At 71.7% G+C, this 24,284-nt stretch carries 20 protein-coding genes; 15 read left to right on the top strand and 5 right to left on the bottom strand.

The window, feature by feature from the left end; all coding sequences use genetic code 11:
* Nucleotides 1-199: 199 nt before the first annotated feature.
* Both ACFWYW_RS18710 and ACFWYW_RS18705 read left to right on the top strand, forming a co-directional pair.
* Nucleotides 200-979 carry an electron transfer flavoprotein subunit beta/FixA family protein gene (locus ACFWYW_RS18710; RefSeq protein ID WP_379612051.1) on the top strand — a complete coding sequence of 260 codons (780 nt, stop codon included), beginning with the start codon at nt 200-202 and terminating at the stop codon, nt 977-979.
* A gap of 19 nt (nt 980-998) precedes the next feature.
* Complete coding sequence (locus ACFWYW_RS18705) at nt 999-1,952, top strand: electron transfer flavoprotein subunit alpha/FixB family protein (RefSeq protein WP_379612050.1); 954 nt, start codon at nt 999-1,001, stop codon at nt 1,950-1,952.
* Nucleotides 1,953-2,000: 48 nt separating this feature from the next.
* On the opposite strand, the gene ACFWYW_RS18700 is transcribed toward ACFWYW_RS18705, so the two are convergent.
* Together ACFWYW_RS18700 and ACFWYW_RS18695 are read right to left on the bottom strand one after the other, a co-directional pair.
* Entirely contained in the window at nt 2,001-2,492 is a 492-nt protein-coding gene (locus tag ACFWYW_RS18700; protein ID WP_379612049.1) for an HIT family protein, read from the bottom strand.
* Nucleotides 2,489-3,652, bottom strand: coding sequence for a cysteine desulfurase family protein (locus tag ACFWYW_RS18695; protein WP_379612048.1), 1,164 nt, complete (start codon nt 3,650-3,652; stop codon nt 2,489-2,491). The genes ACFWYW_RS18700 and ACFWYW_RS18695 overlap by 4 nt, the downstream gene beginning before the upstream one ends.
* A 54-nt stretch (nt 3,653-3,706) precedes the next feature.
* Between ACFWYW_RS18695 and ACFWYW_RS18690 the strand changes: the two genes are divergently transcribed.
* Nucleotides 3,707-4,207, top strand: a complete 501-nt coding sequence (locus tag ACFWYW_RS18690) for a TetR/AcrR family transcriptional regulator (protein WP_379612047.1) — start codon at nt 3,707-3,709, stop codon at nt 4,205-4,207.
* Nucleotides 4,208-4,357: 150 nt separating this feature from the next.
* Nucleotides 4,358-5,482, top strand: coding sequence for an MFS transporter (locus tag ACFWYW_RS18685; RefSeq protein WP_379612045.1), 1,125 nt, complete (start codon nt 4,358-4,360; stop codon nt 5,480-5,482).
* On the opposite strand, the gene ACFWYW_RS18680 is transcribed toward ACFWYW_RS18685, so the two are convergent.
* Complete coding sequence (locus ACFWYW_RS18680; RefSeq protein WP_379612044.1) at nt 5,479-6,012, bottom strand: hypothetical protein; 534 nt, start codon at nt 6,010-6,012, stop codon at nt 5,479-5,481. The two genes, ACFWYW_RS18685 and ACFWYW_RS18680, sit on opposite strands and share 4 nt — an antisense overlap.
* Nucleotides 6,013-6,092: 80 nt before the next feature.
* Here ACFWYW_RS18680 and ACFWYW_RS18675 point away from each other — a divergent pair, with 80 nt between their 5' ends.
* Nucleotides 6,093-6,776 carry a response regulator gene (locus tag ACFWYW_RS18675; protein ID WP_379612043.1) on the top strand — a complete coding sequence of 228 codons (684 nt, stop codon included), beginning with the start codon at nt 6,093-6,095 and terminating at the stop codon, nt 6,774-6,776.
* A complete protein-coding gene (locus tag ACFWYW_RS18670) occupies nt 6,763-8,574 on the top strand; it encodes a sensor histidine kinase (protein WP_379612042.1) in 1,812 nt (603 codons plus the stop codon). The genes ACFWYW_RS18675 and ACFWYW_RS18670 overlap by 14 nt, the downstream gene beginning before the upstream one ends.
* Here ACFWYW_RS18670 and ACFWYW_RS18665 read toward each other — a convergent pair.
* On the bottom strand, nt 8,489-9,544 hold the full coding sequence (locus ACFWYW_RS18665; protein WP_379612040.1) for a DUF695 domain-containing protein: 1,056 nt from the start codon (nt 9,542-9,544) through the stop codon (nt 8,489-8,491). The two genes, ACFWYW_RS18670 and ACFWYW_RS18665, sit on opposite strands and share 86 nt — an antisense overlap.
* 608 nt (nt 9,545-10,152) lie before the next feature.
* Here ACFWYW_RS18665 and mnmA point away from each other — a divergent pair.
* Complete coding sequence (mnmA, locus tag ACFWYW_RS18660; protein ID WP_379612039.1) at nt 10,153-11,211, top strand: tRNA 2-thiouridine(34) synthase MnmA; 1,059 nt, start codon at nt 10,153-10,155, stop codon at nt 11,209-11,211.
* A gap of 235 nt (nt 11,212-11,446) precedes the next feature.
* On the opposite strand, the gene ACFWYW_RS18655 is transcribed toward mnmA, so the two are convergent.
* Nucleotides 11,447-12,079: an MBL fold metallo-hydrolase gene (locus ACFWYW_RS18655; protein WP_379612038.1), complete on the bottom strand. Its 633-nt coding sequence runs from the start codon at nt 12,077-12,079 to the stop codon at nt 11,447-11,449.
* Between the two features lie 28 nt (nt 12,080-12,107).
* Between ACFWYW_RS18655 and ACFWYW_RS18650 the strand changes: the two genes are divergently transcribed.
* From ACFWYW_RS18650 to gatA, 8 genes are all read left to right on the top strand, one after another.
* A complete protein-coding gene (locus ACFWYW_RS18650; RefSeq protein WP_379612037.1) occupies nt 12,108-13,100 on the top strand; it encodes a methionine synthase in 993 nt (330 codons plus the stop codon).
* 14 nt (nt 13,101-13,114) lie between these two features.
* Nucleotides 13,115-13,534, top strand: a complete 420-nt coding sequence (locus ACFWYW_RS18645; protein WP_379612036.1) for a hypothetical protein — start codon at nt 13,115-13,117, stop codon at nt 13,532-13,534.
* 80 nt (nt 13,535-13,614) lie between these two features.
* Complete coding sequence (locus tag ACFWYW_RS18640) at nt 13,615-17,520, top strand: hypothetical protein (protein ID WP_379612035.1); 3,906 nt, start codon at nt 13,615-13,617, stop codon at nt 17,518-17,520.
* 12 nt (nt 17,521-17,532) lie between these two features.
* Complete coding sequence (locus ACFWYW_RS18635; protein WP_379612034.1) at nt 17,533-17,871, top strand: hypothetical protein; 339 nt, start codon at nt 17,533-17,535, stop codon at nt 17,869-17,871.
* Between the two features lie 55 nt (nt 17,872-17,926).
* On the top strand, nt 17,927-20,101 hold the full coding sequence (gene ligA / locus ACFWYW_RS18630; protein ID WP_379612033.1) for an NAD-dependent DNA ligase LigA: 2,175 nt from the start codon (nt 17,927-17,929) through the stop codon (nt 20,099-20,101).
* A gap of 197 nt (nt 20,102-20,298) precedes the next feature.
* Entirely contained in the window at nt 20,299-22,374 is a 2,076-nt protein-coding gene (locus ACFWYW_RS18625) for a putative bifunctional diguanylate cyclase/phosphodiesterase (protein ID WP_379612032.1), read from the top strand.
* Nucleotides 22,375-22,497: 123 nt separating this feature from the next.
* Entirely contained in the window at nt 22,498-22,797 is a 300-nt protein-coding gene (gene gatC, locus ACFWYW_RS18620) for an Asp-tRNA(Asn)/Glu-tRNA(Gln) amidotransferase subunit GatC (RefSeq protein ID WP_184960458.1), read from the top strand.
* A complete protein-coding gene (gene gatA, locus ACFWYW_RS18615) occupies nt 22,794-24,284 on the top strand; it encodes an Asp-tRNA(Asn)/Glu-tRNA(Gln) amidotransferase subunit GatA (RefSeq protein ID WP_379612031.1) in 1,491 nt (496 codons plus the stop codon). Before gatC ends, gatA begins: the two co-directional genes overlap by 4 nt.

Raw genomic sequence — 24,284 nt, 5'->3', positions numbered from 1 at the left:
TCACACCCCGACTCTGGAACAAAGTTCGGTAAGCTGGGGCCACCTGCGAGTTTGCCCTCAAGCTACTCATGGGTAACATAGCGACTCAGGAGCGAGGGGTGACCCGCCGACGCGGTCCACCCCTGGCACCTGGCACTCTGGACACCGCACGAGCTTTCTACCGAGCTATCCGGCGAAAACGGGAGGTCGGCCACCGGCCATGAACATCGTCGTCTGCGTGAAGCAGGTTCCCGACACGGCGACCGAGCGCAAGCTGCGGTCCGATGACAAGACGCTCGACCGTGACGCCGTCGACGGCGTGGTGAACGAGCTTGACGAGTATGCGGTCGAGGAGGCGCTGAAACTCAAGGAGGCCCATGGCGGTGAGGTCACCGTTCTCACCATGGGCCCCGGCAAGGCCACCGAGACCATCCGCAAGGCCCTGGCCATGGGCGCCGACAAGGCGGTCCACCTGACCGACGACGCCCTGCGGGGCTCGGACGCGCTCTCGACCTCCTACGCGATGGCCCAGGCGCTGAAGAAGATCGGGTTCGACCTGGTCATCCTCGGCTCCGAGTCCACCGACGCGCGTACCGGCGTGCTGCCCGCGATGCTGGCGGAGCGCCTGGGCGCGCCGCAGCTCACGCTGGCCAACAAGGTCGACGTCGAGGGCTCCTCGATCACGATCCAGCGCCTGACCGACTACGGCTACGACAAGGTCGAGGCGTCGCTGCCGGCGGTCGTCTCCGTGGTCGAGAAGATCAACGAGCCGCGCTACCCGTCCTTCAAGGGCATCATGGCGGCCAAGAAGAAGCCGGTCGAGACGCTCGGCGTGGCCGACATCTCCGCCGACGCGGGTCAGGTCGGCCTCGGCGCCGCCTGGTCGGAGGTCGTGGACTTCGCCGCGGCCCCGCCCCGCGCGGCCGGCACGATCGTCAAGGACGAGGGCGACGGTGGCGCGAAGGCCGCCGACTTCCTCGCGTCCAAGAAGTTCATCTGAGAACGGGGGTTTTGCTGATATGTCGGAAATTCTCGTTCTGGTCGAACACGTCGACGGCGAGGTCAAGAAGGTCACGCTTGAGCTGCTGACCCTGGCCAAGTCCCTCGGCTCCCCGTCGGCCGTCTGGGCGGGTCCCGGCCTGAGCGACGCCGCCACGGCCAAGCTCGCCGAGTACGGCGCCGACAAGGTCTACAACGCCTCCGCCCAGGAGATCGTGGACTACGTCGTGGCCCCGAAGGCCGAGCTGCTCGCGCAGCTGGTTTCTTCGGCCGCGCCGGCCGCCGTCCTGGTCGCCGCCACGGCCGAGGGCAAGGAGATCGCCGGCCGCCTCGCCGTCAAGACCGACTCCGGAGTCATCACCGACGCCGTCGGCCTCGGCGACGGTTTCGTGGCCGACCAGTCGATCTTCGGCGGTGGCGTCAACGTCAAGTCGAAGGTGGCCAAGGGCACCCCGATCGTCGCCGTACGCCCCAACTCCACGGCCCCCGTGGCCGCGGCGGGCGCCGGCGCCGTCGAGGAGGTCGCGGTCGCGCTGTCCGACGCCGCCCGCGCGGCCAAGGTGGTCGACCGGGTCAAGCAGGAGAAGGGCGCGCGACCCGAGCTGACCGAGGCCGCCATCGTGGTCTCCGGCGGCCGAGGTGTGGGCTCGGCCGAGAACTTCTCGGTCATCGAGGGCCTGGCCGACGCGCTCGGCGCCGCCGTCGGCGCCTCCCGCGCCGCGACGGACGCCGGGTGGTACCCGCACCAGTTCCAGGTGGGCCAGACCGGCAAGACGGTCTCGCCGCAGCTCTACGTGGCGGCGGGCATCTCCGGCGCCATCCAGCACCGGGCCGGCATGCAGACCGCGAAGACCATCGTCGCGATCAACAAGGACCCCGAGGCGCCGATCTTCGAGCTCGCGGACTACGGCGTGGTGGGCGACCTCCACCAGGTCGTGCCGCAGCTGACCGAAGAGGTCAACAAGCGCAAGTAGTCACACGGGCGGCGCCGGACCCTTCGCGGGCTCCGGCGCCGTCCGCTTTCACCCGAGCGCCCGCCTGAGCCGTGCGGCCAGGAGTTCGCCCTCCTCGGGGCTCCACTCCAGCACGCCGTTCTCGGCCATCAGCGCGTGGTACTGCTGCCGCTCGTACGGAACGCCCGGCGGCAGCGGCGCCACGTGCCAGTGCAGGTGGGAGTTGCCCTGCCGGCTGCCGAGCGAGAGCACGTAGGTCCGCTCGGACGGGACCACCGCCTCCACGGCCAGCGCCACCCGGCGCACGACGCCCATGAGCGCCAGGTAGGCGTCCTCGTCGAGGTCGCGGACCACGTGCTCGACGTGCGCCTTCGGGCAGACCAGCACGTACCCGGGCAGGGTCGCGTAGCGGGCGAGGAAGGCCAGATGGTGCTCGTCCTCGTAGAAGACCTTCTCCACGTCGTAGGCGGGGTCACCGGCCACGATCGCGCAGATGAAGCACGGGTTGCGCTGGACGCGTTCGTGGTAGGCGGCGACGTCGAAGGGGATCTTGCCGGTCACGACAGGCCCGCCCGGCGGGCGCGTTCGACGGCGGCGGGGAGGACGTCGACCAGGCGGTCCACGTCCTCCTGGGTGGAGGTGTGGCCCAGCGTGAAGCGCAGTGAGCCGCGGGCGGCGGCCGCGTCGGCGCCCATGGCCAGCAGGACGTGAGAGGGCTGGGCGACCCCCGCCGAGCAGGCGGAGCCGGTCGAGCACTCCACGCCCTTGGCGTCCAGGAGCATGAGCAGGGCGTCGCCCTCGCAGCCGGGGAAGGAGAAGTGGGCGTTGCCGGGCAGCCGGTCGACGGGGTCGCCGTTGAGCACGACGTCGGGGACGGCCTGCCGTACCCGCTGGATGAGGGTGTCGCGCAGGGCGGTCAGGCGGGCGTGCTCGTGCTCCTGATCGCGTACGGCCACGCGCACCGCGGCGGCGAGCCCGGCGATGGCGGGGGCGTCGAGGGTGCCGGAGCGTACGTCGCGCTCCTGGCCGCCGCCGTGGAGGACGGAGACCGGGGTCAGCCCCCTGGCCAGCAGCAGGACGCCGACGCCCATCGGGCCGCCGATCTTGTGCCCGGTCAGCGTGAGCGCGTCGGCCGTGGACTCGGCGAAGGAGACGGGCAACTGGCCGATGGCCTGCACGGCGTCGGTGTGGAAGGGGATGCCGTGCTCGTGGGCGACGGCGGCCAGTTCGCGCACGGGCTGGACGGTGCCGACCTCGTTGTTGGCCCACATGACGCTGACCACGGCCACGCCGGACGGATCGTCGGCGATGGCCGCGCGCAGCTCCGACGGGTCGACGCGGCCCACCGGGTCGACGGGCAGGAGGGTGACGCGGGCGCCCTGGCTGCGTTCGAGCCACTGGGCCGGGTCGAGCGCGGCGTGGTGCTCGACGGAGCTGATGAGGATGCGGTCGGCGGGGCGGCGCGACCAGTACAGGCCCTTGATGGCGAGGTTGTCGGCTTCGGTGCCGCCGGAGGTGAAGACGACCTCGCTGGGGCGGGCGCCGAGGGCGTCGGCGATGGACTCGCGTGACTCCTCGACGATCCGGCGCGTCTGGCGGCCGGCGGCGTGCAGGGAGGAGGCGTTGCCCACGCGGCCGAGTTGCTCCGTCATGGCCTCGATCGCCTCGGGGAGCATGGGGGTGGTCGCCGCGTGATCAAGGTAGGCCGACGGTCTGGTCACCCGTCCAGGGTATCTCGCTTGCTACTGTACCGTCCGGACGGTACAGTGTCAGGTATGCGTAGAGACGAGTTGCTGGATGCCGCGGAGGGACTCCTCTGTGACCATGGCTCCGACGCGCTCACGCTGGCCGCCGTGGCCGACCGTGCGGGAGTGAGCAAGGGCGGGCTGCTCTATCACTTCAGCACCAAGGAAGCGCTGATCAAAGCGATGGCCGAACGCCTCATCGGCGACTTCGACGAGCTGATGGCGGCGCAGCCGTACGACACCTACAGCAAACGCTACCTGGGCGCCACGATGGCGGCGATCCGCTCCGGCCGGCTCCGACGATGGGCCGTGGTGACCGGAGCCTCCGGGAACATGTTCCTGCTCACGCCGCTGCGTGAGGCCATGAGCCGCTGGCATTCCGAGGGCGTCAAGGACGAGCCCGACCCGGTCGCCGCCCAGATCGTCCGCCTGGCCTGTGAGGGCCTGTGGGACGTAGCCAGCCACGACCCGAGCCTGCATTCGGAGGAGGAGCTCGCCGCGCTCGAGCGGCGACTGCTCGCGCTCCTCTGAGCGAAACCCTTCCTGACAGGGGGTACGGCCCGGCGGCCGTGCCCCTCTTCTTTGTGCGTGTGAAAGGAACCTGTGATGACCCGCGACCTGAGGACTGCCCGTTTCGGGGCAATCCTCACCTTTGTCCTTGCCGGCTTGATGGTGGGCACCATGACCGTGCGCATCCCCGCGCTGACCGACAAACTCGGTCTGTCCGCGGCGGAGGTGGGCGGCGTCCTGCTCGCCTGGGGTCTCGGCGCGCTCGTCAGCATGCAGGCGATGCGCGGCGTCATGAGCCGCGCGGGCAGCAGGGCGGTCCTGCGGGTCGGCGGTCCCATGACCGCGCTCTCCCTGCTCGGACTGGCCTTCGCGCCCAACCTGCCGGTGCTGCTGGTGACCGCGGTGCTGTTCGGCATGGCGTTCGGCGCGGTCGACATCGCCATGAACGCCCAGGGCTCGGCGGTCGAGCAGGCGTACGGCCGGCCGCTCATGAACAGCATGCACGCGGGCTGGTGCGTCGGCGCCATCGGCGCGGGTGTGATCGGCTCCCTGTCGATCGCTTCGGGGCTGTCGCTGACCGCCAACCTGGCGCTCATCGCCCTCGTCTCGCTGCCCGTCATGGTGTGGGTGAGCCGTTCGTACCTGGCCGACAAGCCCGTCGCGGGTTCGGTGACCGAGACCGGCAAGAAGCGCCTGCCCCCGGTCGTCTACCTGCTCGGCGCCATCATGTTCTTCGCCTTCATGGTCGAGGGCACCGTGGCCGACTGGAACGGCCTGTTCATGCGCGACTCGCTCGGCGCCCCCGAGGCGCTGGCCGCGCTCGGCTACCCGATCTTCGAGGCCGGCATGCTGCTGGCCAGGCTCACCGGTGACCGCCTGCGGTCCCGCTTCGGGGTGAAGGGCCTGATGACCGCCTCCGGGCTGGCCACGGCCGCCTTCTTCGCCATCGTGCTGACCGCGGCGACGCCGATCATGGCCTTGGCCGCGATGTTCTTCGTCGGCCTCGGCGTCGCCACGATCGCACCGGTGACGATGTCCCTGGCGGGAACCGCCACGGACACCCCCGGGCGCGCGATCGCCCAGGCGGGCGCGATGGGGTACGCCGGACTGCTGCTCGGCCCCGTGGTGATCGGGTTCCTGTCCGACGTGACCTCACTGCGCACCGCGCTGGGCCTGGCCGTGGTGCTCGGCCTGCTGATCGCGCTGGCCGCCCGCTTCCTGCCGCGCCCGCGCCTCCTCGCCCCCGTGAGGATGCCGGAGCGGGGCGAGGAGCGCGAGCTGGCGAAGGCCGGTTAGGAGAAGGCCTCGACGCGGGTGCGCCGCTCGATCTCCAGGCGCTCCGCCTTGCCCATCTTCGGGGTCTCGGTGTAGTTCCAGCCGCCCTTCACGGCCTTCACCTTGACCCCGGCGGCGTTGAGCAGGCGTACCCACTCGCGGAGGTCGGCGTCGTAGTTCCGGTTGTACCTGGGGTCCATCGCCTTGGGCATCAGCACCCGCTTGTCCGCGCAGCGCTTCACCTTGGCCTCCTGGCCCTTGGCCGGGACGCCGATGCCGCCCTGTCCCATGACCGCGGGGGCCGAGGTGAACTTCACGCCCTGCGCCTTGAGGCAGCGGTTGTAGGCCTCCCTGAGGCGGAGGAGCCGGGCCTCGGTGTAGTCGAGCGGGAGCCGTACCCCCTTCTCCGCTTTGTCCGCGACAGGCGCGGGCGCGGGGGTCTTGACAGGCGCGGGTGCCGGGGTGGGGGTCGCGGCGTGCGCCGCGACCATGCCGCCGCCCAGCGTGACGGCGGTGAGACCGGCGACGGCGAGTGCTTTGGTGAGCTTCATGGGCCTCACCCTGCCGCCCGCTTTTAAGGGACTTGTCAGGATGACATGGGGAACCTGTCTTGTCACATACCGTGAAGCGCATGGGGGCACATGTCTTGATCGCCGAGGACGACGAGGGCCAGGCGGAGCTGATCCGCCGCTACCTCGAACACGAGGGCCACCGGGTCACCGCCGTGCACGACGGCCGCGCCGCCATCGACGCGGCCCGCGCCGCCGAGCCCGACCTGGTCATCCTCGACCTCATGCTGCCCCGGGTCGACGGCCTGGACGTCTGCCGCGTGCTGCGCGCCGAGTCCGACGTGCCCCTGCTCATGCTGACCGCCCGCAGCACCGAGGACGACCTGCTGCTCGGCCTCGACCTGGGCGCCGACGACTACATGACCAAGCCGTTCAGCCCGCGCGAGCTGATGGCGCGCGCCCGCGCGCTCCTGCGCCGCCGCGTGCGCGCCGCCGCCCCGGTGCACGCCATCGGCGACCTGCTCATCGACCCCCTCCGCCACGAGGTACGGCAGGGCGGACGGCCCGTCGAGTGCACCCCCGGCGAGTTCCAGCTCCTGGCGGCCATGGCGGCGGAACCGGAACGGGTCTTCACCCGCCGCCAGCTCCTGGAGCACATCCACGGCTTCGACCGCTACATCACCGAACGCACGGTCGACATGCACGTGATGAACCTCCGCAAGAAGCTCGAACCCGACCCCCGCCGCCCCGTCACCCTGCTGACCGTCTACGGCGTCGGTTACAAGCTCGTCGATGCGGCGCCGTAGCGGGCTGCGGGTCAAGCTGCTCGCCGCCTCCGTGCTCGTGGCCGTCTGCTCCGTCGCCGCGACCGCCTGGGTCGTCGGCACCCTGACCTCGGGCGCCATCCAGCAGCAGCGCGGCCAGGCACTCGCCGAGGACACCCGCGTCTACGACACCCTCCTCGCCTACGCCGCCCGCCACCCCGCGTGGAACGGCGTGGACCGGATCGTCGCCGACCTCGCCGCCAAGACCGGCCGCAAGATCACGCTGACCACCCACGACCGCCGCCCGATCGCCGCCTCCGCCCCGGGCACCCCGCCCGCGACCCCTTCCGCCGTGGTCGACCCGCTGGCGGTGGACACCGCGCTGCTGCCCTCGGTCGGCCCCGACCGCATCGACCCCAGAGCCACCGGCCCGTTCACCCTGCGCACCGCCGAGGTACGCGCGCTGCGCCGGCTCGCCCAGCTGCGCGTGGAGTGCCTGCGCCGCACCGGGTTCGACGCCAAGGCGGTCACCAGCCCGTCCGGCCGTCCCGACGTCGAGGTGGAGGGCACAGAACCCACCCCGGTCCGGGACGCGTGCACCAAGTACGACCTCACCCGCTCCACCCGCACCGAGGCCAAGGCCCTGCGCCAGCTCAACTCCCTGGTCAACGCCTGCCTGAACCGCGAGGGCCGCGACCCCGTCAAGCTCTCCCGCGACCTCACCTGGACCTGGACCCGCCCCGCGGTGGTCGGCGGCCCCGTCGCCGAAGGCGTCAACGGCTGCCTCGACACCAGCCGCCGCGAGCAACTGCGCTCCCACGTGGCCCCCGCGGCCTGGCTGTTCATCGAGTCGGCGCCCACCGCCCCCGCCCTGAACCTCTCGCCGGGAAACACCGCCCGCATCGCCGCCGTGGCCGCCGCCATCCTGGTGCTGAGCGCCGCCATCAGCTTCTACCTGGCCACCCGCGTCATCCACCCGCTACGCGCCCTGACCGCCGCCGTCCACCGCATGCGCGAGGACGGCGCCGCCAAGGTCAGCGTGTCGGCCGGCGGCGAACTCGGCGACCTCGCCGCGGCCTTCAACGAGATGGCCGAGCACCGGCTCCGCCTTGAGGCGCTGCGCAAGGACATGGTCAGCGACGTCGCCCACGAACTGCGCACCCCGCTCAGCAACATCCGCGGCTGGCTGGAGGCGGTGGAAGACGGCGTCGCCCCCCTGGACACGCGGCGCCTGCTCAAGGAGTCGCTGCTGCTGCAACACATCATCGACGACCTGCAGGACCTGTCGATCGCCGACGCGGGCAAGCTCCGCCTCCACCCCGAGCCCGCCGGCCTGCGCGACCTCCTCGACCAGGTGGCCGCCGCCCACCCCGCGCCCGGCCTCACCCTGACCGTCACCGCCGCCCCCGGCCTCACCCTCGAAGCCGACCCGGTACGGCTGCGCCAAGCCGTGGGCAACCTCGTCACCAACGCCATCCGCCACACCCCGCCCGGCGGCCACATCGCACTGACCGGCCGCCCGCTCGGTGATCAGGTGGCGATCGAAGTCGCCGACACCGGCACCGGCATCGCCCCCGAAGACCTGCCCCACGTCTTCGACCGCTTCTGGCGGGCCGACCGCTCCCGCAGCAGGAAGGGCGGCGGCAGCGGGCTCGGCCTGGCCATCGTCCGCAGCATCGTCACCGCCCACGGCGGAACGGTGACCGCCGCCGGCACCCCGGGAGAGGGCACCGTCTTCACCATCACCCTGCCGCTCAGGACAGGAACGGCGCCACCGACACCCAGGCGGGATCGGAGTCGACGTCCACCACCGGATCGCCCTCCTGCCAGCCGACGATGAGCTCCTTGGCGTGGATGGCCGCCTCGCCCGTCGGGTCCGCGTACAGGTGGATCACCCGGTGGCCCTCGGCGCTCAGGTGCGCCGCCAGGATCGCGTCGGCGTGGAGCTTGGTCAGGCGGGCGGCCAGCCGTTCCTCGAAGTCGCGCAGCGCGATGAGCGAGTCGCCGACCGGCAGGCCGTTCTCGTCGCGGTGGGAGTAGGGGAGCGTGATCTGGATGTGCTGGTCGAACAGCGGATAGTCGACCGGCCGCAGCGGATACCGCGTCGTCGCGACCAGCGGCGCGCCACCCGCGGTCTGCCCTTCCAGCAGCGCCCACTGCTCCTCGTCATACCCCGAGGCCACGTCGTCGACCACGGCCCGCAGATGAGCGGCCGAGACGGCGTCGATGGGCTGGAACGTGGCCGCGGTGATCTCACCGATCCAGCGGGCCACGTCGTCCTCGCCGAGCAGCCAGTCGAGCGCCAGCAGCGCCGCCTCCATGCGCGTCTCGTCATCAAGATCGCTGAACACGGGGTGGTGGGCGGCCACGTCGATCCGTGCCGACCCGCGCGGCACGCGCAGCCCGAGCATCAGCTCCTCCAGCGCGAACTCCTTGCCGCCCACATCCAGCGTCAGCTCCAGCGCCAGGGGATTGGCCTGCCGCGACGGATGGAACTCCCACAGCAGATCCGCCGGCGGCGCCGCCTTGGCCCACCGATGCGCCAGCGACCGCAGCTCGGCGTCCCCGGCAGCGGTCACGACCAGCGCGTGAGCCGCCCCCCGGCCCGGCGCGATCTCGTACACGAGCCCCGGATGCACCGCCGCGACGGCCGGCTCCAGCGCCTCGGCCAGCCGCTCCGGCTCCTCGGCCGCCACCATGCCATCGAGCTGTGGCCGCGTCCGCTCCCACCACACCCAGAAGTCGGCAATGAGATCACCGGGCATGACCGGCTCCTGGTCCTCGTCGTCCTTGCGCCCGAACAGTCGCATAACCCGTCATTGTCTCAGAGCCCCCGCACGTTTTTCCCCACCTCTTCGTCCCGCCGCCCCGTTGCGCTGCCCTCTTACGGGCGCCTTCCGTTGCGCTGCTTTCTTAAGGGCGCCTATCCGTTACGGCAAGCCGCCCCACCGCCACCCGCCGTCGTGGGCGGGCGCCGATCGTGGGGATCGCTTCTCACGTCGGACGTGGTCCCCACCGCAACGGCCCCCTTTGACCAGCCACCATGCCCCTACCTGGCCCCCTGCCAAAGGCGCCGACCCCACCGCCCAACACCCCGCCGCCCCGGCGCCCGAAAAGCCACCGCTGTCAGCGGCCGGCAGCCGGCAGTCGGCAGCGGGCAGCGGGCAGTGGGCTCGCCTGCCTTTGCCCGCCAGCGCTCGTCTGTTGGCACGGTCGGCCCGCTTGCATGGCTGCTTCGCCAGCCGGATCCCGCTGGTTGGCCCGCTTGCGCCCGCTGCTTTGTCTGGCGGGGCTTGTTCGGTGCTGCTGTTGGCGGGGGCTTCGTGGGGTGGTGGGTTTGGGCTTGGCTCTTGGGTGGCTGCGCTTGGGGTGGGAGGGGAAAAGGGTGGCGTGGTTGAGCGGGTACGCTGGTTGGGTCATGGGACTTCGTGTGCTTGCCGCCATGTCGGGCGGCGTCGACTCTGCCGTGGCCGCTGCCCGGATCGCCGAGGCCGGTCATGATGTCACCGGTGTGCATCTGGCGCTGTCGGCCAACCCTCAATCGCACCGCACCGGCGCGCGTGGGTGTTGCACGATCGAGGACTCCCGCGACGCCCGCCGGGCCGCGGACGTGATCGGGATTCCGTTCTACATCTGGGACATGGCCGAGCGTTTCCAGCGGGACGTGGTCGAGGACTTCGTGGCCGAGTACGCCGCGGGGCGCACGCCGAACCCGTGCCTGCGGTGCAATGAGAAGATCAAGTTCGAGGCGGTGCTGGATCGGGCGCTGGCGCTGGGGTTCGACGCGGTGGCCACCGGGCATCACGCGAAGCTGGCCGACGGGGTGCTGTCCAGGAGCCCGGACCTGGCCAAGGACCAGTCGTACGTGCTCGGCGTGCTCACCCGCGAGCAGCTCAGCCACGCGATCTTCCCGCTCGGCGACTCCACCAAGGCGCAGGTACGCGAGGAGGCCGCCCGCCGTGGCCTGACCGTGGCCGACAAGCCTGACAGCCACGACATCTGCTTCATCGCCGACGGCGACACCCGCGGCTTCCTGGCCAAGCGCCTCGGCTCCGAGCCGGGCAACATCCTCGACCAGGACGGCGAGGTGGTGGGCGCCCACCAGGGGGCGCACGGGTTCACGGTCGGCCAGCGCAAGGGCCTGCACATCGACCGCCCCGCCCCCGACGGCCGCCCCCGCTACGTACTGTCGATCGAGCCGGTCTCCAACACCGTGACGGTGGGCCCGCGCGCGGCGCTCGAGGTCATGTCGATCCACTGCGTCCGCCCCCTGTGGAACGGCCCCGCCGCCACCGGCCCGGTCACGGTCCAGCTACGCGCCCACGGCGAGGTCTACGACTGCCACTACGAGCAGGCCGGCGACGACCTCCACATCACGCTGACCCGCCCGGCCACAGGCGTAGCCGCCGGCCAGGCCGCCGTCCTGTACTCGGGCGACACAGTAATAGGCTCCGCCACCATCGCCTCCTCCTCCTAGCCTCCGCCCTGCGCTCTCAGCCGCGTGGCCCCCGGAAGCGTGCCTTCGAGACGGTGATTGACCACGGGAGCTGGTCAAGGGGGCCGTTGCGGTGGGGACCACGTCCGACGTGAGAAGCGATCCCCACGATCGGCGCCCGCCCACGACGGCGGGTGGCGGTGGGGCGGCTTGCCGTAACGGATAGGCGCCCTTAAGAAAGCAACGCGACGGAAAGGCGCGTCAGGGAAGTGGCGGGTTAGGAGAGAGATACGGGGGTGCGGAGGGGGAGGCGGCGGATGTCGGCGTTTTGGCGGTCGGCTTCCATTTTGAGCCAGTTGTCGACCAAGGTCAGGCCCACCTCGCTGTACAACGCGTCGTGCGTCGAGTACGCCCTGGCGGGGCGGATCGTGCGGAGGTATTCCACCATCTCCGACAGCTTCAGCCACGGCGCGCCTGTTGGGACCAGCAGTGTGCCCACCCGCGCCTCGGGCACTGTCAGGGCGTCTCCGGGGTAGAAGAGCTCTTCGTCCACCAGGAAACCGACGTTGTTGGCGATCGGCATGTCGGGGTGGTTGGCCGCGTGCCATTCGCCGTGGGTGCTCACGGTGAATCCGGCCGTGGTGAAGGTGTCGCCGTGCTTCACCGTCTGGACCTTCATCGGGGCGTCGGTCAAGGCGGCGGCCACTTCGGCGCAGGTCCAGACCTCGATGTCGGGGGAGGCGGCCTTGAGGCGCTCGGTGTCGAGGTGGTCGAAGTGGGCGTGGGTGATGAGCACGGCGTCGGCGTCGTCCAGGACCGGGTCCTCGGTGAAGACGCCCGGGTCGATGATCAGGACCTTTCCGTCCTTCTCCAGCCGCACGCACGCGTGTCCGTACTTGGTGAGCTCCATGGTCCCCACGATAACTAGGCTGGGGGCCATGACTGCGTGGGAGGCTACCGGGGTTGGTTCGCATCCGGGTGAAGATCACCTGGAGGCGCTGCGTGTGGTGTTCGGTGAGGTGCCCGGTTTGCCCTATCTGCCGGAGCTTCCGGGCAGGGGCGTGGGTGCGGACATGGTCGGGCGGACGGCCTCGATGCTCGTCGATCTGGCCGTCGAGGTGCAGCCGTCGGGATGGCGGCTGACGGACCGGCCCGGACGTGATCACCACCGCGCGGCCGACCACCTGCGCCGTGATCTCGACGGGCTGGAGGAACTGGGGCAGGGGTTCGAGGGGCCGTTCAAGGTGCAGGTGTGCGGGCCGTGGACGCTGGCCGCCGCGATCGAGTTGCGCCACGGCGACAAGATGTTGTCCGACGCGGGGGCGGTGCGGGATCTGACCGCTTCTCTCGCCCAGGGGGTTCAGGAGCATCTGGCCGAGGTCAGGAAGCGGCTGCCCGGGGTGAGCGAGGTGGTGCTCCAGCTCGACGAGCCCGGACTGCCCGGCGTGCTGAGGGGCACGGTGCCGACGGCCTCGGGGTTCGGGCGGCTGGCCGCGGTCGAGGAGTGGCGGGTGGAGGAGTCGCTGAAGGGGTTCGAGGCGCCGCTGGTGCACTGTTGCGCGCCCGGCGTGCCTTTCGGGCTGCTGCGGCGGGCCGGGGTGCGCGGGGTCTCCATGGACGCCTCGCTGCTACGGCGGCGCGACGACGACGCGATCGGCGAGGCCGTCGAAGCCGGGCTGGTGTTCCTGCTGGGCGTGGTGCCGGGCACGGACGCGCGGCTGCCGGACGCCGGGGACGTGGCCCGACCGGCGGTGGAGATGTGGCGGCGGCTCGGGTTCGCGCCGGGTGACCTGGCCGACCGGGTCACGCTCACGCCCTCGTGCGGGCTGGCGGGGGCCTCTCCCCAGTACGCGCGGGCGGCGCTGCGTGCCTGTCACAAGGCGGCGGAGGTGCTGCGGGATGATCCTGCAAGCGGGATGCAAGGCGCCTGACTAGCCTCGGAATCATGATTTTTCGCAGCATAGCCGTGGGCGCGACCCTCCTCTTCGCGTCCGCGACGTTTGCGGCCCCCGCCATGGCCTCGGCCAACCCCGAGACCTGGAGCTGGGGCTCCATCTATTCCGCCGACCGCGCGGGCAAGGCCAAGGGCAAGGTCGTCCTCGACCGGCCCGGCTTCACCGTCTCCGGCAAGCTCTACGACTTCCCCGGCAAGAAGGGATGTTCCTGGCTGAAGTTCCGCTGGACCAAGGAGAGCGGCGGCCAGGGCAAGAAGACCTACAAGAACTGCTCGGGCACCAAGCCGCTGGCGTTCTCCCTCGGCACCGGCTACATGCTCTCCATCGAGGGCAAGGTCTGCCGCGGCACCGCCACCAAGATCACCGGAAAGTGCTCCGGCTGGGACGGCGTCTGGGCCCAAGGCGGCTGAAGCTCGGGGCCAGGGGGCCCCAGGTGGCTGAGTAGGGACCTACCCATAGCGCGATCGCGAGATTGTGCTGAACTCGATGCGTGAGAGCCGGTGACTTCGCGGGCGCCAGCGCGCTGCTGATCGGCACGGGCACGCATCGTCCAGAATCCGACCTGCCGGACCTCCCCGCGGTCGCTCGTACCCTCCACGACCTGCGTGCGGTGTTGCTGGAGACGTGCGGGCTGGCCGACGTCCGGGTCGGGCTCGATCTGGCGAGTCCGCTGGAGCTGGGCGCCGCCGTCTCCCAGGCGGCGGCTTCCGCGGGCGGCCCGCTGATCGTGTATTACGTGGGCCACGGCCTTGTCAGCCGTCGTGGCTCGCTTCATCTGGCCGCCGGTGTCACCCGTTCCGGGCCGCTCCACCTGGAACACACGGCTCTGCCGTATGACACCGTGCGGCGCTACCTCCTCGACAACGTGGACGCGCCGGTCGCGGTGGTCCTCGACTGCTGCTTCTCCGGCCGGGCCATCGAGGGCATGTCCGCGCTCGACGAGGTGGCCGGGCTCACCGAGATCACCGGCGCGTACGTGCTGACCTCCGCCGGGCGCAGCGAGCCCTCCTTCGCCCCGGAGGGCGCCAGGTACACGGCCTTCTCCGGGGCCCTGCTGCGCCTGCTGCGGGAGGGGGATCCGGGCGGCCCGCCGTACCTGACGCTGCAGCACGTCCACCGGCATCTGAGCCGCACGCTGCCCGCGGCCGGGTTCCCGCGCCCGCGCGCCCGCTCCACCGGCCGCGTGGGCGAGCTCGCGCTCGCCCGCAACCCCGCCCACGGGCTTTCTCCCGAGGGTGTACGGCTGTCGCCGTCCGGCCTGCCGGAGGGCGCCCCCTACAAGGGCCTGGCCGCGTTCGGCGAGACGGACGCGGCGCTGTTCTTCGGCCGGGACCGGCTGGTCGCCGAGCTGGTCAGGCGGCTGGCCGAACGCGAGGCCGACCCGGCGCCGCTGATCGTCACCGGGCCGTCGGGGTCGGGCAAGTCCTCGCTGCTGCGCGCGGGACTGGTCCCGGCGCTGCGCCAGGGCGCGATGGGCGGCCCGCGCACCGCCGCGGTGATCAGGCCGGGCGACCCCCTGCCCGATGACGTGGACGTGCTGATCGTCGACCAGTTCGAGGAGGACCTGGACGCCGCCGCGCGCGTCTGCGCTCGTCCCGGCCTGACCGTGCTGGCGGTCCGCGCCGACTTCCTCGGCCGCTGCGCCGAGCACCCGGCCCTGCGCACCGCGCTGGAACGCGGCCAGGTCGTGGTCGGCGCGATGACCGAGGACGAGTTACGCGCCGCCATCGAACGCCCCGCGACATCGGCCGGGCTGACACTGGAGCCTGGCCTGGCCGAGCTGCTCCTGCGCGACCTCGGCCAGGAGCCGGGACGGCTGCCGCTGCTCTCGCACGCGCTGCTGGCCACCTGGCAGCAGCGCCGCAGAACCGTCCTGACCGTGGCCGGATACCGCCAGACCGGCGGCATCCACGGCGCGCTCGCCGCCACCGCCGACGACGTGCTGGCCTCGCTGCCCGACCCCGGCCGCGCGAAGGCGCTGTTCCTGCGGCTGGTGCACGTCGGCGACGGCACCGACGACACCCGCCGCCGCCTCACCCGCGACCAGCTCGCCCTGGAGCTGCCCGCCGCGGAGCTGCCCGCCGAGGAGGCGATCGCCGCGTTCGCCGCCGACGACGCCCGCCTGCTCACGCTGGACGGCGAGCACGTCACGATCACCCACGAGGCGCTGCTGACCGCCTGGCCGGCGTTGCGCGGCTGGATCGAGAACGACCGGGCAGCGCTCCTGGTCGAGCAGCGCCTGGTCGAGGCGGCCCGCGCGTGGGAGGGCGACGCGGCGGGGCTGTATCAGGGCTCGCGGCTGGAGCTGGCCCGCGAATGGGCGGCGGGGCGGCGGCCGGGACCGCTGGTGGCCCGGTTCCTGGCCGCCTCGCAGGCGCTGGCCAGGCGGCGGGCCCGGCTACGGGTGGCGCTGGTGTCCGTGCTGAGCGGGCTGCTCGTGGTGTCGCTGATCGCTTCCGCGGTGGCCGTACTGAAATATCAGGACGCCGAGCGCGAGCGCCGCACGGCCGCCGCGCGCGCGAAGGTCTTCCAGGCCGACGTCGTACGGCAGGCCGACCCACCCGCCGCCCTCCGCCTCGGCATCGAGGCGGTCAGAACCGACGCCGGAACCGTGACGGAGTCCGCCCTGGCCGCCGACGCGCTCAGCATGGCCTACCGCGCCCGCCTGACCGGGTTCAGCGCCTCGGTCAACGCGGTCGCCGTCAGCCCGGACGGCGCCAGAGCCCTGACCGGCGACTTCCAGGGCACGCTCCACCTCTGGGACCTGGAGAAACGCACCAAACTCGCCACCCTGCCCGCCACCGGCAAGGGCTCGGTCTACGCGGCCCGCTTCGGCCCGGACGGCCGGGCGGTGGTGTCCTGGCGCGAGACGGCGCCGGAGATCTGGGACCTGACCGGCCCGTCGCCCCGGCTGGCGGCGGTCCTGGGCGATCCCGGCCATCACGCGGAGTTCTACGCGGGCGGCGACCGGGTGGCCGTGGCCACGGACCGCGGCGTGGAGCTGTGGGACGTGCGCGGGACGCCGAAGATGCTCTCCCGCTTCGGCCCGCCCGTCACCGACCTGGCCGTGGCCGGTGAGGTGCTGGTGGCGGCCGACGGGTCAGGCGCGGGGCGCGTATGGCGCCTGGGCGCCGGAACCTCCGAGCCGCTGCCCGTGCCGGAGACGGAGAGCAACCCGAGCCTCGGCGTCGCGCTGCGCGCGGACGGCGCCCTGGCCGTGGTGGGCGAACGCGTCTGGGACGTAAGCGGCCGGCCCGAGCTGGTCGGCTACCTGACCGGGCACGAGGGCTTCATCGGCGACGTGGCCTTCGCGCCGGGCGGCACCATGCTGGCCTCGGCCGGCGACGACTACTCGGTCATCGTCTGGGACCTGGCCGACCCGCGCTTCCCGCAGGTCAGGACCCGGCTGGCCGGGCACACCGCCGAGGCGACCGCGGTCGGGTTCGGGCCCGGCGGACGGCTGCTCACGGGCAGCGGCGACACCAGCGCCATCCTCTGGCGCTACGCCGACCCGCCCGGCAGGAAGGTCCTGCCCGGCGCGGCGGACCAGATCGCGGTCGGCGGGGCGATGAAGCTGACCCACGACCGCGAAGGCGCCACCCTCTGGGGTCCGGAGGGCGAGGTGGCGCGCTTTCCCGAGGCGACGGCGGTGGCGCTGAGCGCGGACGGTACCTCGGCCCTGGCCGGCGGCGAGTCCGGCGCGACGCTGCGCCGCCCGGCCGGATCGCTGACGCTGGCCGAGGGGATGCGGCTGCGTTCGGTCGCGCTCAGCCCGGACGGCCGCCTGGCCCTGATGAGCGGGCCCGGCGGAGTGGTCCTGTGGTCGGCGGCGACCGGGCTGGAGAGCCGCCTGCCCGGGACGGGCGCCGCCTCCGTGGTCGCGCTGGGCGACGGGTTCGGGGTCGTGGGCGGGGCGGACGGGCGGCTGGCGCTGTGGGATCTGCGTGATCCCGTACGGCCCCGCCGTACCGCCACGGGTGACGGGCACTCCGGTGACGTGCGGGCGCTGGCCGTACGCGGGGAGCTGGTGGTGAGCGGCGGCGAGGACAGGAAGGCGGTGCTGTGGGAGGTGAGCGGGGGCACGCGGCTGGCCGCGGCGGGCTCGATGGGCGGGCACGGCGGCCCGGTCCACGAGGTGGCGATCAGCCCCGACGGCCGGGTCGCCGCGACGGCCGCCCTGGACGAGACGGTCGCCGTCTGGCTCATCCGGGACCGTTCCGGGCCGCGCCGCGTGCACACGTTGTCCAGGGCCGGGGAAGGGGTCGCCTTTGGGCCTGGCACGTACGCGATGGTCGCAAGTAACGTCCAAAGCGGGGTTGTCGAATGGGATTTCCGCTATTTGGCCGATGTGATCGACCAGCCGTTGATCGCGGCCTGCGCACTGACCACGTGTTAGGAGAGGCGGGAAATGGTGGAGAGCGGTAGCAAGGTGTCCCTTCCGTCGCCTTCTCACCGGGCCGACGCGACACTGAAGATCAGCCCCCGGAGAAAAGGGTTCAAGAGGTATCGCATCCGCTTCTCCCTGGAGGACGGCGGGCCGGGCTGGGACACGCGGCTGACCATCTACTACAGGACCGAGGGCGGCGGCCGGGGCAGCCGTGAGATCTACAATCCCGGGCCCGGTACGGACACCGGCACGATCGTCATCAACACCAGCCGGAAGATCACCGAGATGGGCGCCAAAGTCGAGCGGATCAATTCGCACGAGACAGGGGTGCGCGGCAGGGACCCCAATGTCTTTTCCTGACCGCCGTTCCCTTGGATAGCGTTCTCTCTGAACGTTGAACGAGGGGAGTACGGGGATGACCGCCGAAGCGCCGGGCGATGCCCGTAAGAGGCACGCGGAAGTAAGCGAACTGGTCGAAGAAGCTCGCTGGCGGTATTACGTGCTCGACGATCCGACGGTGAGCGACGCCCAGTTCGACCAGTGGTTTCGCGAACTGCTCTCGCTGGAGGAGATCGACCCCACGCTGCGCACGCCCGACTCGCCTACGCAGAAGGTGGGCGCGCCGCCGTCCGGTGATTTCGCCAAGGTGCAGCACGTGGCGCGGATGGAGAGCCTGGACAACGCCTTCAACGAGGCCGACATGGCCGCGTGGAGCGCGCGGGCGGAACGGCTGGCCGAGGGGGACGCGGGGCCGTACCTGTGCGAGCTGAAGATCGACGGGCTGGCGATCGCGCTGGTCTACCGGGACGGGAAGCTGGAGCGCGGCGCGACCCGCGGCGACGGGCGCACGGGCGACGACGTGACCCCGAACGTGCGCACGATCCAGGGGGTGCCGCACCGGCTCCGGGGCGACGACATCCCGTCGCTGGTGGAGGTACGCGGCGAGGTGTACATCCCGGTGGCCGACTTCGCCAAGCTCAACGAGCAACTGGGCGCCGAGGGAAAGCCGCTGTTCGCCAACCCGCGCAACGCGGCGGCGGGCACGCTGCGGCAGAAGGACCCGCGCGTCACCGCCCAGCGCCCGCTGCGCATGATCGTGCACGGGATCGGCGTCTGGGAGGGCGCCGAGGAGCCGAAGGCGCAGTCGGACGTCTACGACCGGCTGCGGGCCTTCGGGCTGCCGGTCTCCGACCTGTTCCGGGTGGTGGCGGGTCTCACCGAGGTCAACGCCTTCATCGAGCACTACCGGGTGCACCGGCACGACCCGGCGTACGAGATCGACGGTGTCGTGGTGAAGGTCGACAACTTCCGCACCCAGCGTGAGCTGGGCTCGACCTCGCGGGCGCCGCGCTGGGCGATCGCCTTCAAGTATCCGCCCGAGGAGGTCAACACCAAGCTGCTCGACATCCACGTGGGCGTCGGCAGGACCGGGCGGGTCACGCCGTTCGCGGTCATGGAGCCGATCGTGGTGGCCGGTTCGACGGTGGAACGGGCCACGCTGCACAACGCGGCGGTGGTGAAGGCCAAGGGCGTGCTCATCGGCGACACCGTGGTGCTGCGCAAGGCCGGAGACGTCATCCCCGAGATCGTCGGGCCGGTGCTCGCCCTGCGCGACGGCGGCGAGCGCGAGTTCACGATGCCGACCCACTGCCCGGCCTGCGGCACCGCGCTGGCCTACGAGAAGGAGGGCGACGCCGACCTGCGCTGCCCGAACGCCCAGCACTGCCCGGCGCAGCTGCGCGAGCGGGTCTTCTTCGCCGCCCGCCGCAACGCCCTCGACATCGGCGGCCTGGGCTACGTGGCCGCGACCGCGCTCACCCAGCCGGTGGCCGGGCAGGAGCCGGTGCTGCGTACCGAGGCCGACCTGTTCGACCTCACGCTCGACAAGCTGATCCCGATCCGCTCGATCGTCCGCGACCAGGACACCGGCGCGCCCAAGATCGACGAGAAGACCGGCGAGCCCAAGGTCGTCTCGCTGTTCTCCAACGCCAACGGCGAGCCGTCGATGGCCGCGCTCAGCCTGCGCGAGCAGCTGGAGGCGGCCAAGGACAAGGAGCTGTGGCGGGTGCTGGTGGCGTTGTCGATCCGGCACGTGGGGCCGCCGACGGCACGCGCGCTGGCCTCGGCGATGCGCTCGGTCGACGCCATCATGAACGCCTCGGTGGAGGAGCTGGCCGCGATCAAGGACATCGGGCCCAACATGGCCGCCACGATCAAGGAGTGGTTCGAGGTCGGCTGGCACCGCGAGATCATCGAGCGGTGGCGGGCGGCGGGCGTGCGCATGGAGGACGACGAGCCCGCGCAGGCGACCGGCCCGAAGACCCTGGAGGGGCTGACGCTCGTGGTCACCGGCACGCTGGAGGGCCACACCCGCGACTCGGCCGCGCAGGAGATCGAGTCGCGCGGCGGCAAGGTGGCCGGTTCGGTCTCCAAGAAGACCGCGTTCGTGGTGGTGGGGGAGAACGCCGGGTCGAAGTACGACAAGGCGGTGTCACTCGGCGTGCCCATCCTCGACGAGCGGGGCTTCGGCGTGCTGCTGGAGCAGGGGCCGGAGGCGGCCGCGGCGGTCGCGGTCGAGCCTGAGCCGTAAAAGATCCTGGAGCCCTTGGTCGCGGCGGGCATCGCGCGAGGTCGGGGGCCGTATGGGGTTCTAGAAGTAGGTTCTGGGCCGGTCAGAATGTGAAGGAATGTCGGAAAGGCGAAGTGACGGAACGTACGCGCTCGGTTTCGCGAAGTGGGGTTAAGGTCGTACCCTCCCATAGTGACCTAATGGGGGTTCTGTTACTCATGACTGACCCAACCGACACCCGCGACACCGGCCCGCGCATGGGCACTCCGCTGTGGGCCTTCCTCGCGGCCATCTCCGCGATCGGCGGCACCGCGCTGGTCGCGGCCATCCTCAGGCTCGACCCCGTCGGCCTGGCGGAGCTCGCCAGGACCCCGCTGTTCTGGGTGCTCGCGGTGCTGGTCGTGCTGGGCGAGCTCAGGCCCGTCATGGTCTCGTCCGCGGCCTCCGTGGGCGGCACCTACCCCTCGACGATGTTCACCTTCGCGGTGCTGCTGCACTTCGGGCTGCCCACGGCCGTGCTCATGCAGGTCGTCGGCGTCGTCATGAACGGGGTCGTCACCCGCAAGGCCTGGCATCGGGTGTTGTTCAACGTGGGCCAGTCCACGCTCGCGCTCACCGCCGCCGCCGTCGTGCTCGGCGTCTTCGCGATCGTGCCCACCCCCGCGGTGCCCTGGGTGCCGAGCGGGGCCGACCTCGTGCCGATCGCACTGTCCGGCGTCGCCTACTTCATCACCCGCGCCATGCTCGTCTGCGGCGCCGTCGCCCTGCACGAGCGCCGCTCGGTGATCCGCGTCCTGCGCGGCACCGCCGGACCGCAGGCCCTCGTCTACACCGCGCTGCTGGGCCTGGCCCCCCTGGTCGTGGTCGTCATGAGCCACTCGCCGGGCCTCGTGCCGCTCTTCGTCGCCCCGCTGGCGGCCGTGTACTTCACCGCCACGCTCTCGATGCGCCGCGACCACCAGGCGCTGCACGACGAGCTCACCGGCCTGCCCAACCGCAAGATGCTCATCGTCAGCACCGAGGAGGCGCTGGCCGAGGCGCGCGAAGGCGAGCGCGTGGGCCTGTTCCTCCTCGACCTCGACCGGTTCAAGGAGGTCAACGACACCATGGGCCACCCGGTGGGCGACCGCCTGCTGCAGATGGTGGCCCACCGCCTCCTCCATTCGGTACGGCCCGGCGACGTCGTGGCCAGGCTCGGCGGCGACGAGTTCGCCGTGCTGCTGCCGTCCATCCGCGACGCCCACGCCGCCCGCGAGGTGGCGGCCAGGCTGCGCGCCGCCCTCACCGAGCCGGTGCGCCTCGAAGGCATGACCTTCGACCTCGACGGATCGGTCGGCATCGCGCTCTTCCCCGACCACGCGCCCGACTTCGAGCTCCTCATGCAGCGCGCCGACGTCGCCATGTACATGGCCAAGGAGGCGCGTACCGGCGTCGAGCTCTACCAGCCGGACAAGGACCGCAACTCGCCCGAGCGCCTCCACCTGCTCGGCGACCTGCGCCGCGCGGTCGACAACCGTGAGCTGCGCCTGCACTACCAGCCCAAGGTCGGCCTCACCACCGGCGCCGTCCATGGGGTGGAGGCGCTGGTGCGCTGGCGGCACCCGGTGCACGGGACGATCCCTCCGGCCGAGTTCATCCCGCTGGCCGAGCAGTCGTACCTGATGCGGCAGCTCACCGAGTACGTCATCGAGGAGGCGCTGGAACAGGCCGCCCGGTGGTGGCACATGGGGCTCAAGGTGCAGATCTCGGTCAACGTCTCGGCCCGTGACCTGCTCGACTCGGCGCTGCCCGAGCAACTGGAGGTCGGGCTGGCCCGCTACAGCCTGCCGCCGGACGCCATCCAGCTCGAGGTCACCGAGCGCATCCTCATGGGCGACCAGGCGTACACGCACGACACGATCAAGGCGTTGGCCACGCTCGGCGTGCCCCTTTCCCTGGACGACTTCGGCACCGGCTACTCCTCGCTCATCCGCCTCCAGCGCCTCGCGGTCGCCGAGGTCAAGATCGACTCGTCGTTCGTGCGGCGCATCACCGAGTCCGAGGACGACGAGCGGATCGTCCGCTCCATCGTCGACCTCGTCCGCTCGCTCGGGCTGCGCTCGGTGGCCGAGGGCGTCGAGTCCGACGAGGCCGCGCATCGGCTGGCCGAGATGGGGTGCGACGTGGGCCAGGGCTGGCTGTTCCGCGAGCCGATGGTCGCCGCCGACGCCACCCTCTGGCTGCGCGACCACCTCGACGCCGAACCCGCGCTCGGTTACGGCTACCGCCCCGCCGAGGTCACCAGAACCGCCTGAGCCCCCCGGGGCCTTCAGAACCGGCGCGTGCGTGGCCGGCCCCGTTATCCGTTCGGCCTCGCTTGCCCGGGCCCCCTAGGATGACAGTGTCCAAACTCCATCCAGAAACGGGTTCAACGACTCATGTCCGCCATAACCCGCGACGAGGTCGCCCACCTGGCCCGGCTGTCCAGGATGGCGCTGTCCGACGACGAGCTCGACCACTACGCCACGCAGCTCGATGCGATCATCGAAGCTGTCGCGAAGGTCGCCGAGGTCGCCGCCGAGGACGTGCCGCCTTCGTCGCACGCGCTTCCGCTGACCAACGTGTTCCGCGCCGACGAGGTGCGACAGTCCCTGACGCCTGAGCAAGCCCTGGCCGGGGCGCCGGCTGTCGAGGACGACCGCTTCCGGGTTCCGCGCATCCTGGGGGAGGAAGCATGAGTCTCATCCATAAGACGGCTGCCGAGCTGGGCGCGCTCATCGCCGCCGGCGAGACCTCCTCCGCCGAGGTGGCAGAGGCGCACCTCGACCGGATGGCCGAGGTCGAGCCCAAGGTCAAGGCCTTCCTCCACGTCGACCGCGAGGTCACGCTGGCCCAGGCGCGGGCGGTCGACGCCCGGCTGGCCGCGGGGGAGAAGCTCGGGCCGCTGGCCGGTGTGCCGATCGCGCACAAGGACATCTTCTCCACGCATGACATGCCGACGACCGCCGCGTCCAAGATCCTGGAGGGGTGGCGGCCGCCGTACGACGCGACCGTGACCGCGCGGCTGCGCGCGGCCGGTCTGGTCATCCTCGGCAAGACCAACCTCGACGAGTTCGCGATGGGCTCCTCCACGGAGAACTCCGCCTACGGCGACTCGCACAACCCGTGGGACCTCACCCGCACCCCTGGCGGCTCCTCCGGCGGCTCGTCGGCGGCGGTCGCGGCCTACGAGGCGCCGCTGTCCACCGGCACCGACACCGGCGGCTCCATCCGCCAGCCCGCCTCGGTCACCGGCATCGTCGGCATGAAGCCCACCTACGGCGGCTCCTCCCGCTACGGCGTCATCGCCTTCGCCAGCTCGCTCGACACGCCGGGCCCGTTCGCCCGCAACGTGCTCGACACGGCGCTGCTGCACGAGGTCTTCTCCGGGCACGACCCGATGGACTCCACCTCCATCGACGCCCCGGTGCCCGCCGTCGTCGAGGCCGCCCGCCACGGCGACGTCCAGGGCATGCGCATCGGCGTCGTCAAGGAGTTCGGCGGCGAGGGCTACCAGCAGGGCGTGCTCAACCGCTTCCACGACGCCGTCGAGCTGCTGGAGTCGCTCGGCGCCAAGGTCGTCGAGGTCTCCTGCCCGACCTTCACCACCGCGCTGCCCGCCTACTACCTCATCGCGCCGTCGGAGTGCTCGTCCAACCTGGCGCGCTTCGACGCCATGCGGTACGGCCTGCGCGTCGGCGACGACGGCACCAGAAGCGCCGAGGAGGTCATGGCGCTGACCAGGGCCGCCGGCTTCGGCCCCGAGGTCAAGCGGCGCATCATGCTCGGCACCTACGCCCTGTCGAGCGGCTACTACGACGCCTACTACGGCCAGGCCCAGAAGGTCCGCACGCTCATCGCGCGCGACTTCGAGGCCGCCTACCAGCAGGTGGACGTGCTGATCTCGCCGACCACGCCGACCACGGCGTTCAAGCTCGGCGAGCGCACCGGCGACCCGATGGCGATGTACCTCGCCGACCTGTGCACGATCCCGTCGAACCTGACGGGCAACGCGGCCATCTCGGTGCCCTGCGGCCTGGCCGACGAGGACGACCTGCCGGTCGGCCTGCAGATCATGGCTCCGGTGCTGGGCGACGACCGCTGCTACCGGGTCGCCGCCGCGGTCGAGAAGGCCCTGGAGAGCCGCTGGGGCGGCCCGCTGCTGAAGGAGGCGCCCGCGCTATGA

Source organism: Nonomuraea sp. NPDC059023 (assembly GCF_042740095.1).
GTDB lineage: Bacteria > Actinomycetota > Actinomycetes > Streptosporangiales > Streptosporangiaceae > Nonomuraea.
The sequence above is the reverse complement of the archived record's forward strand: the minus strand, read 5'-3'. Positions and strand labels throughout refer to the sequence as shown.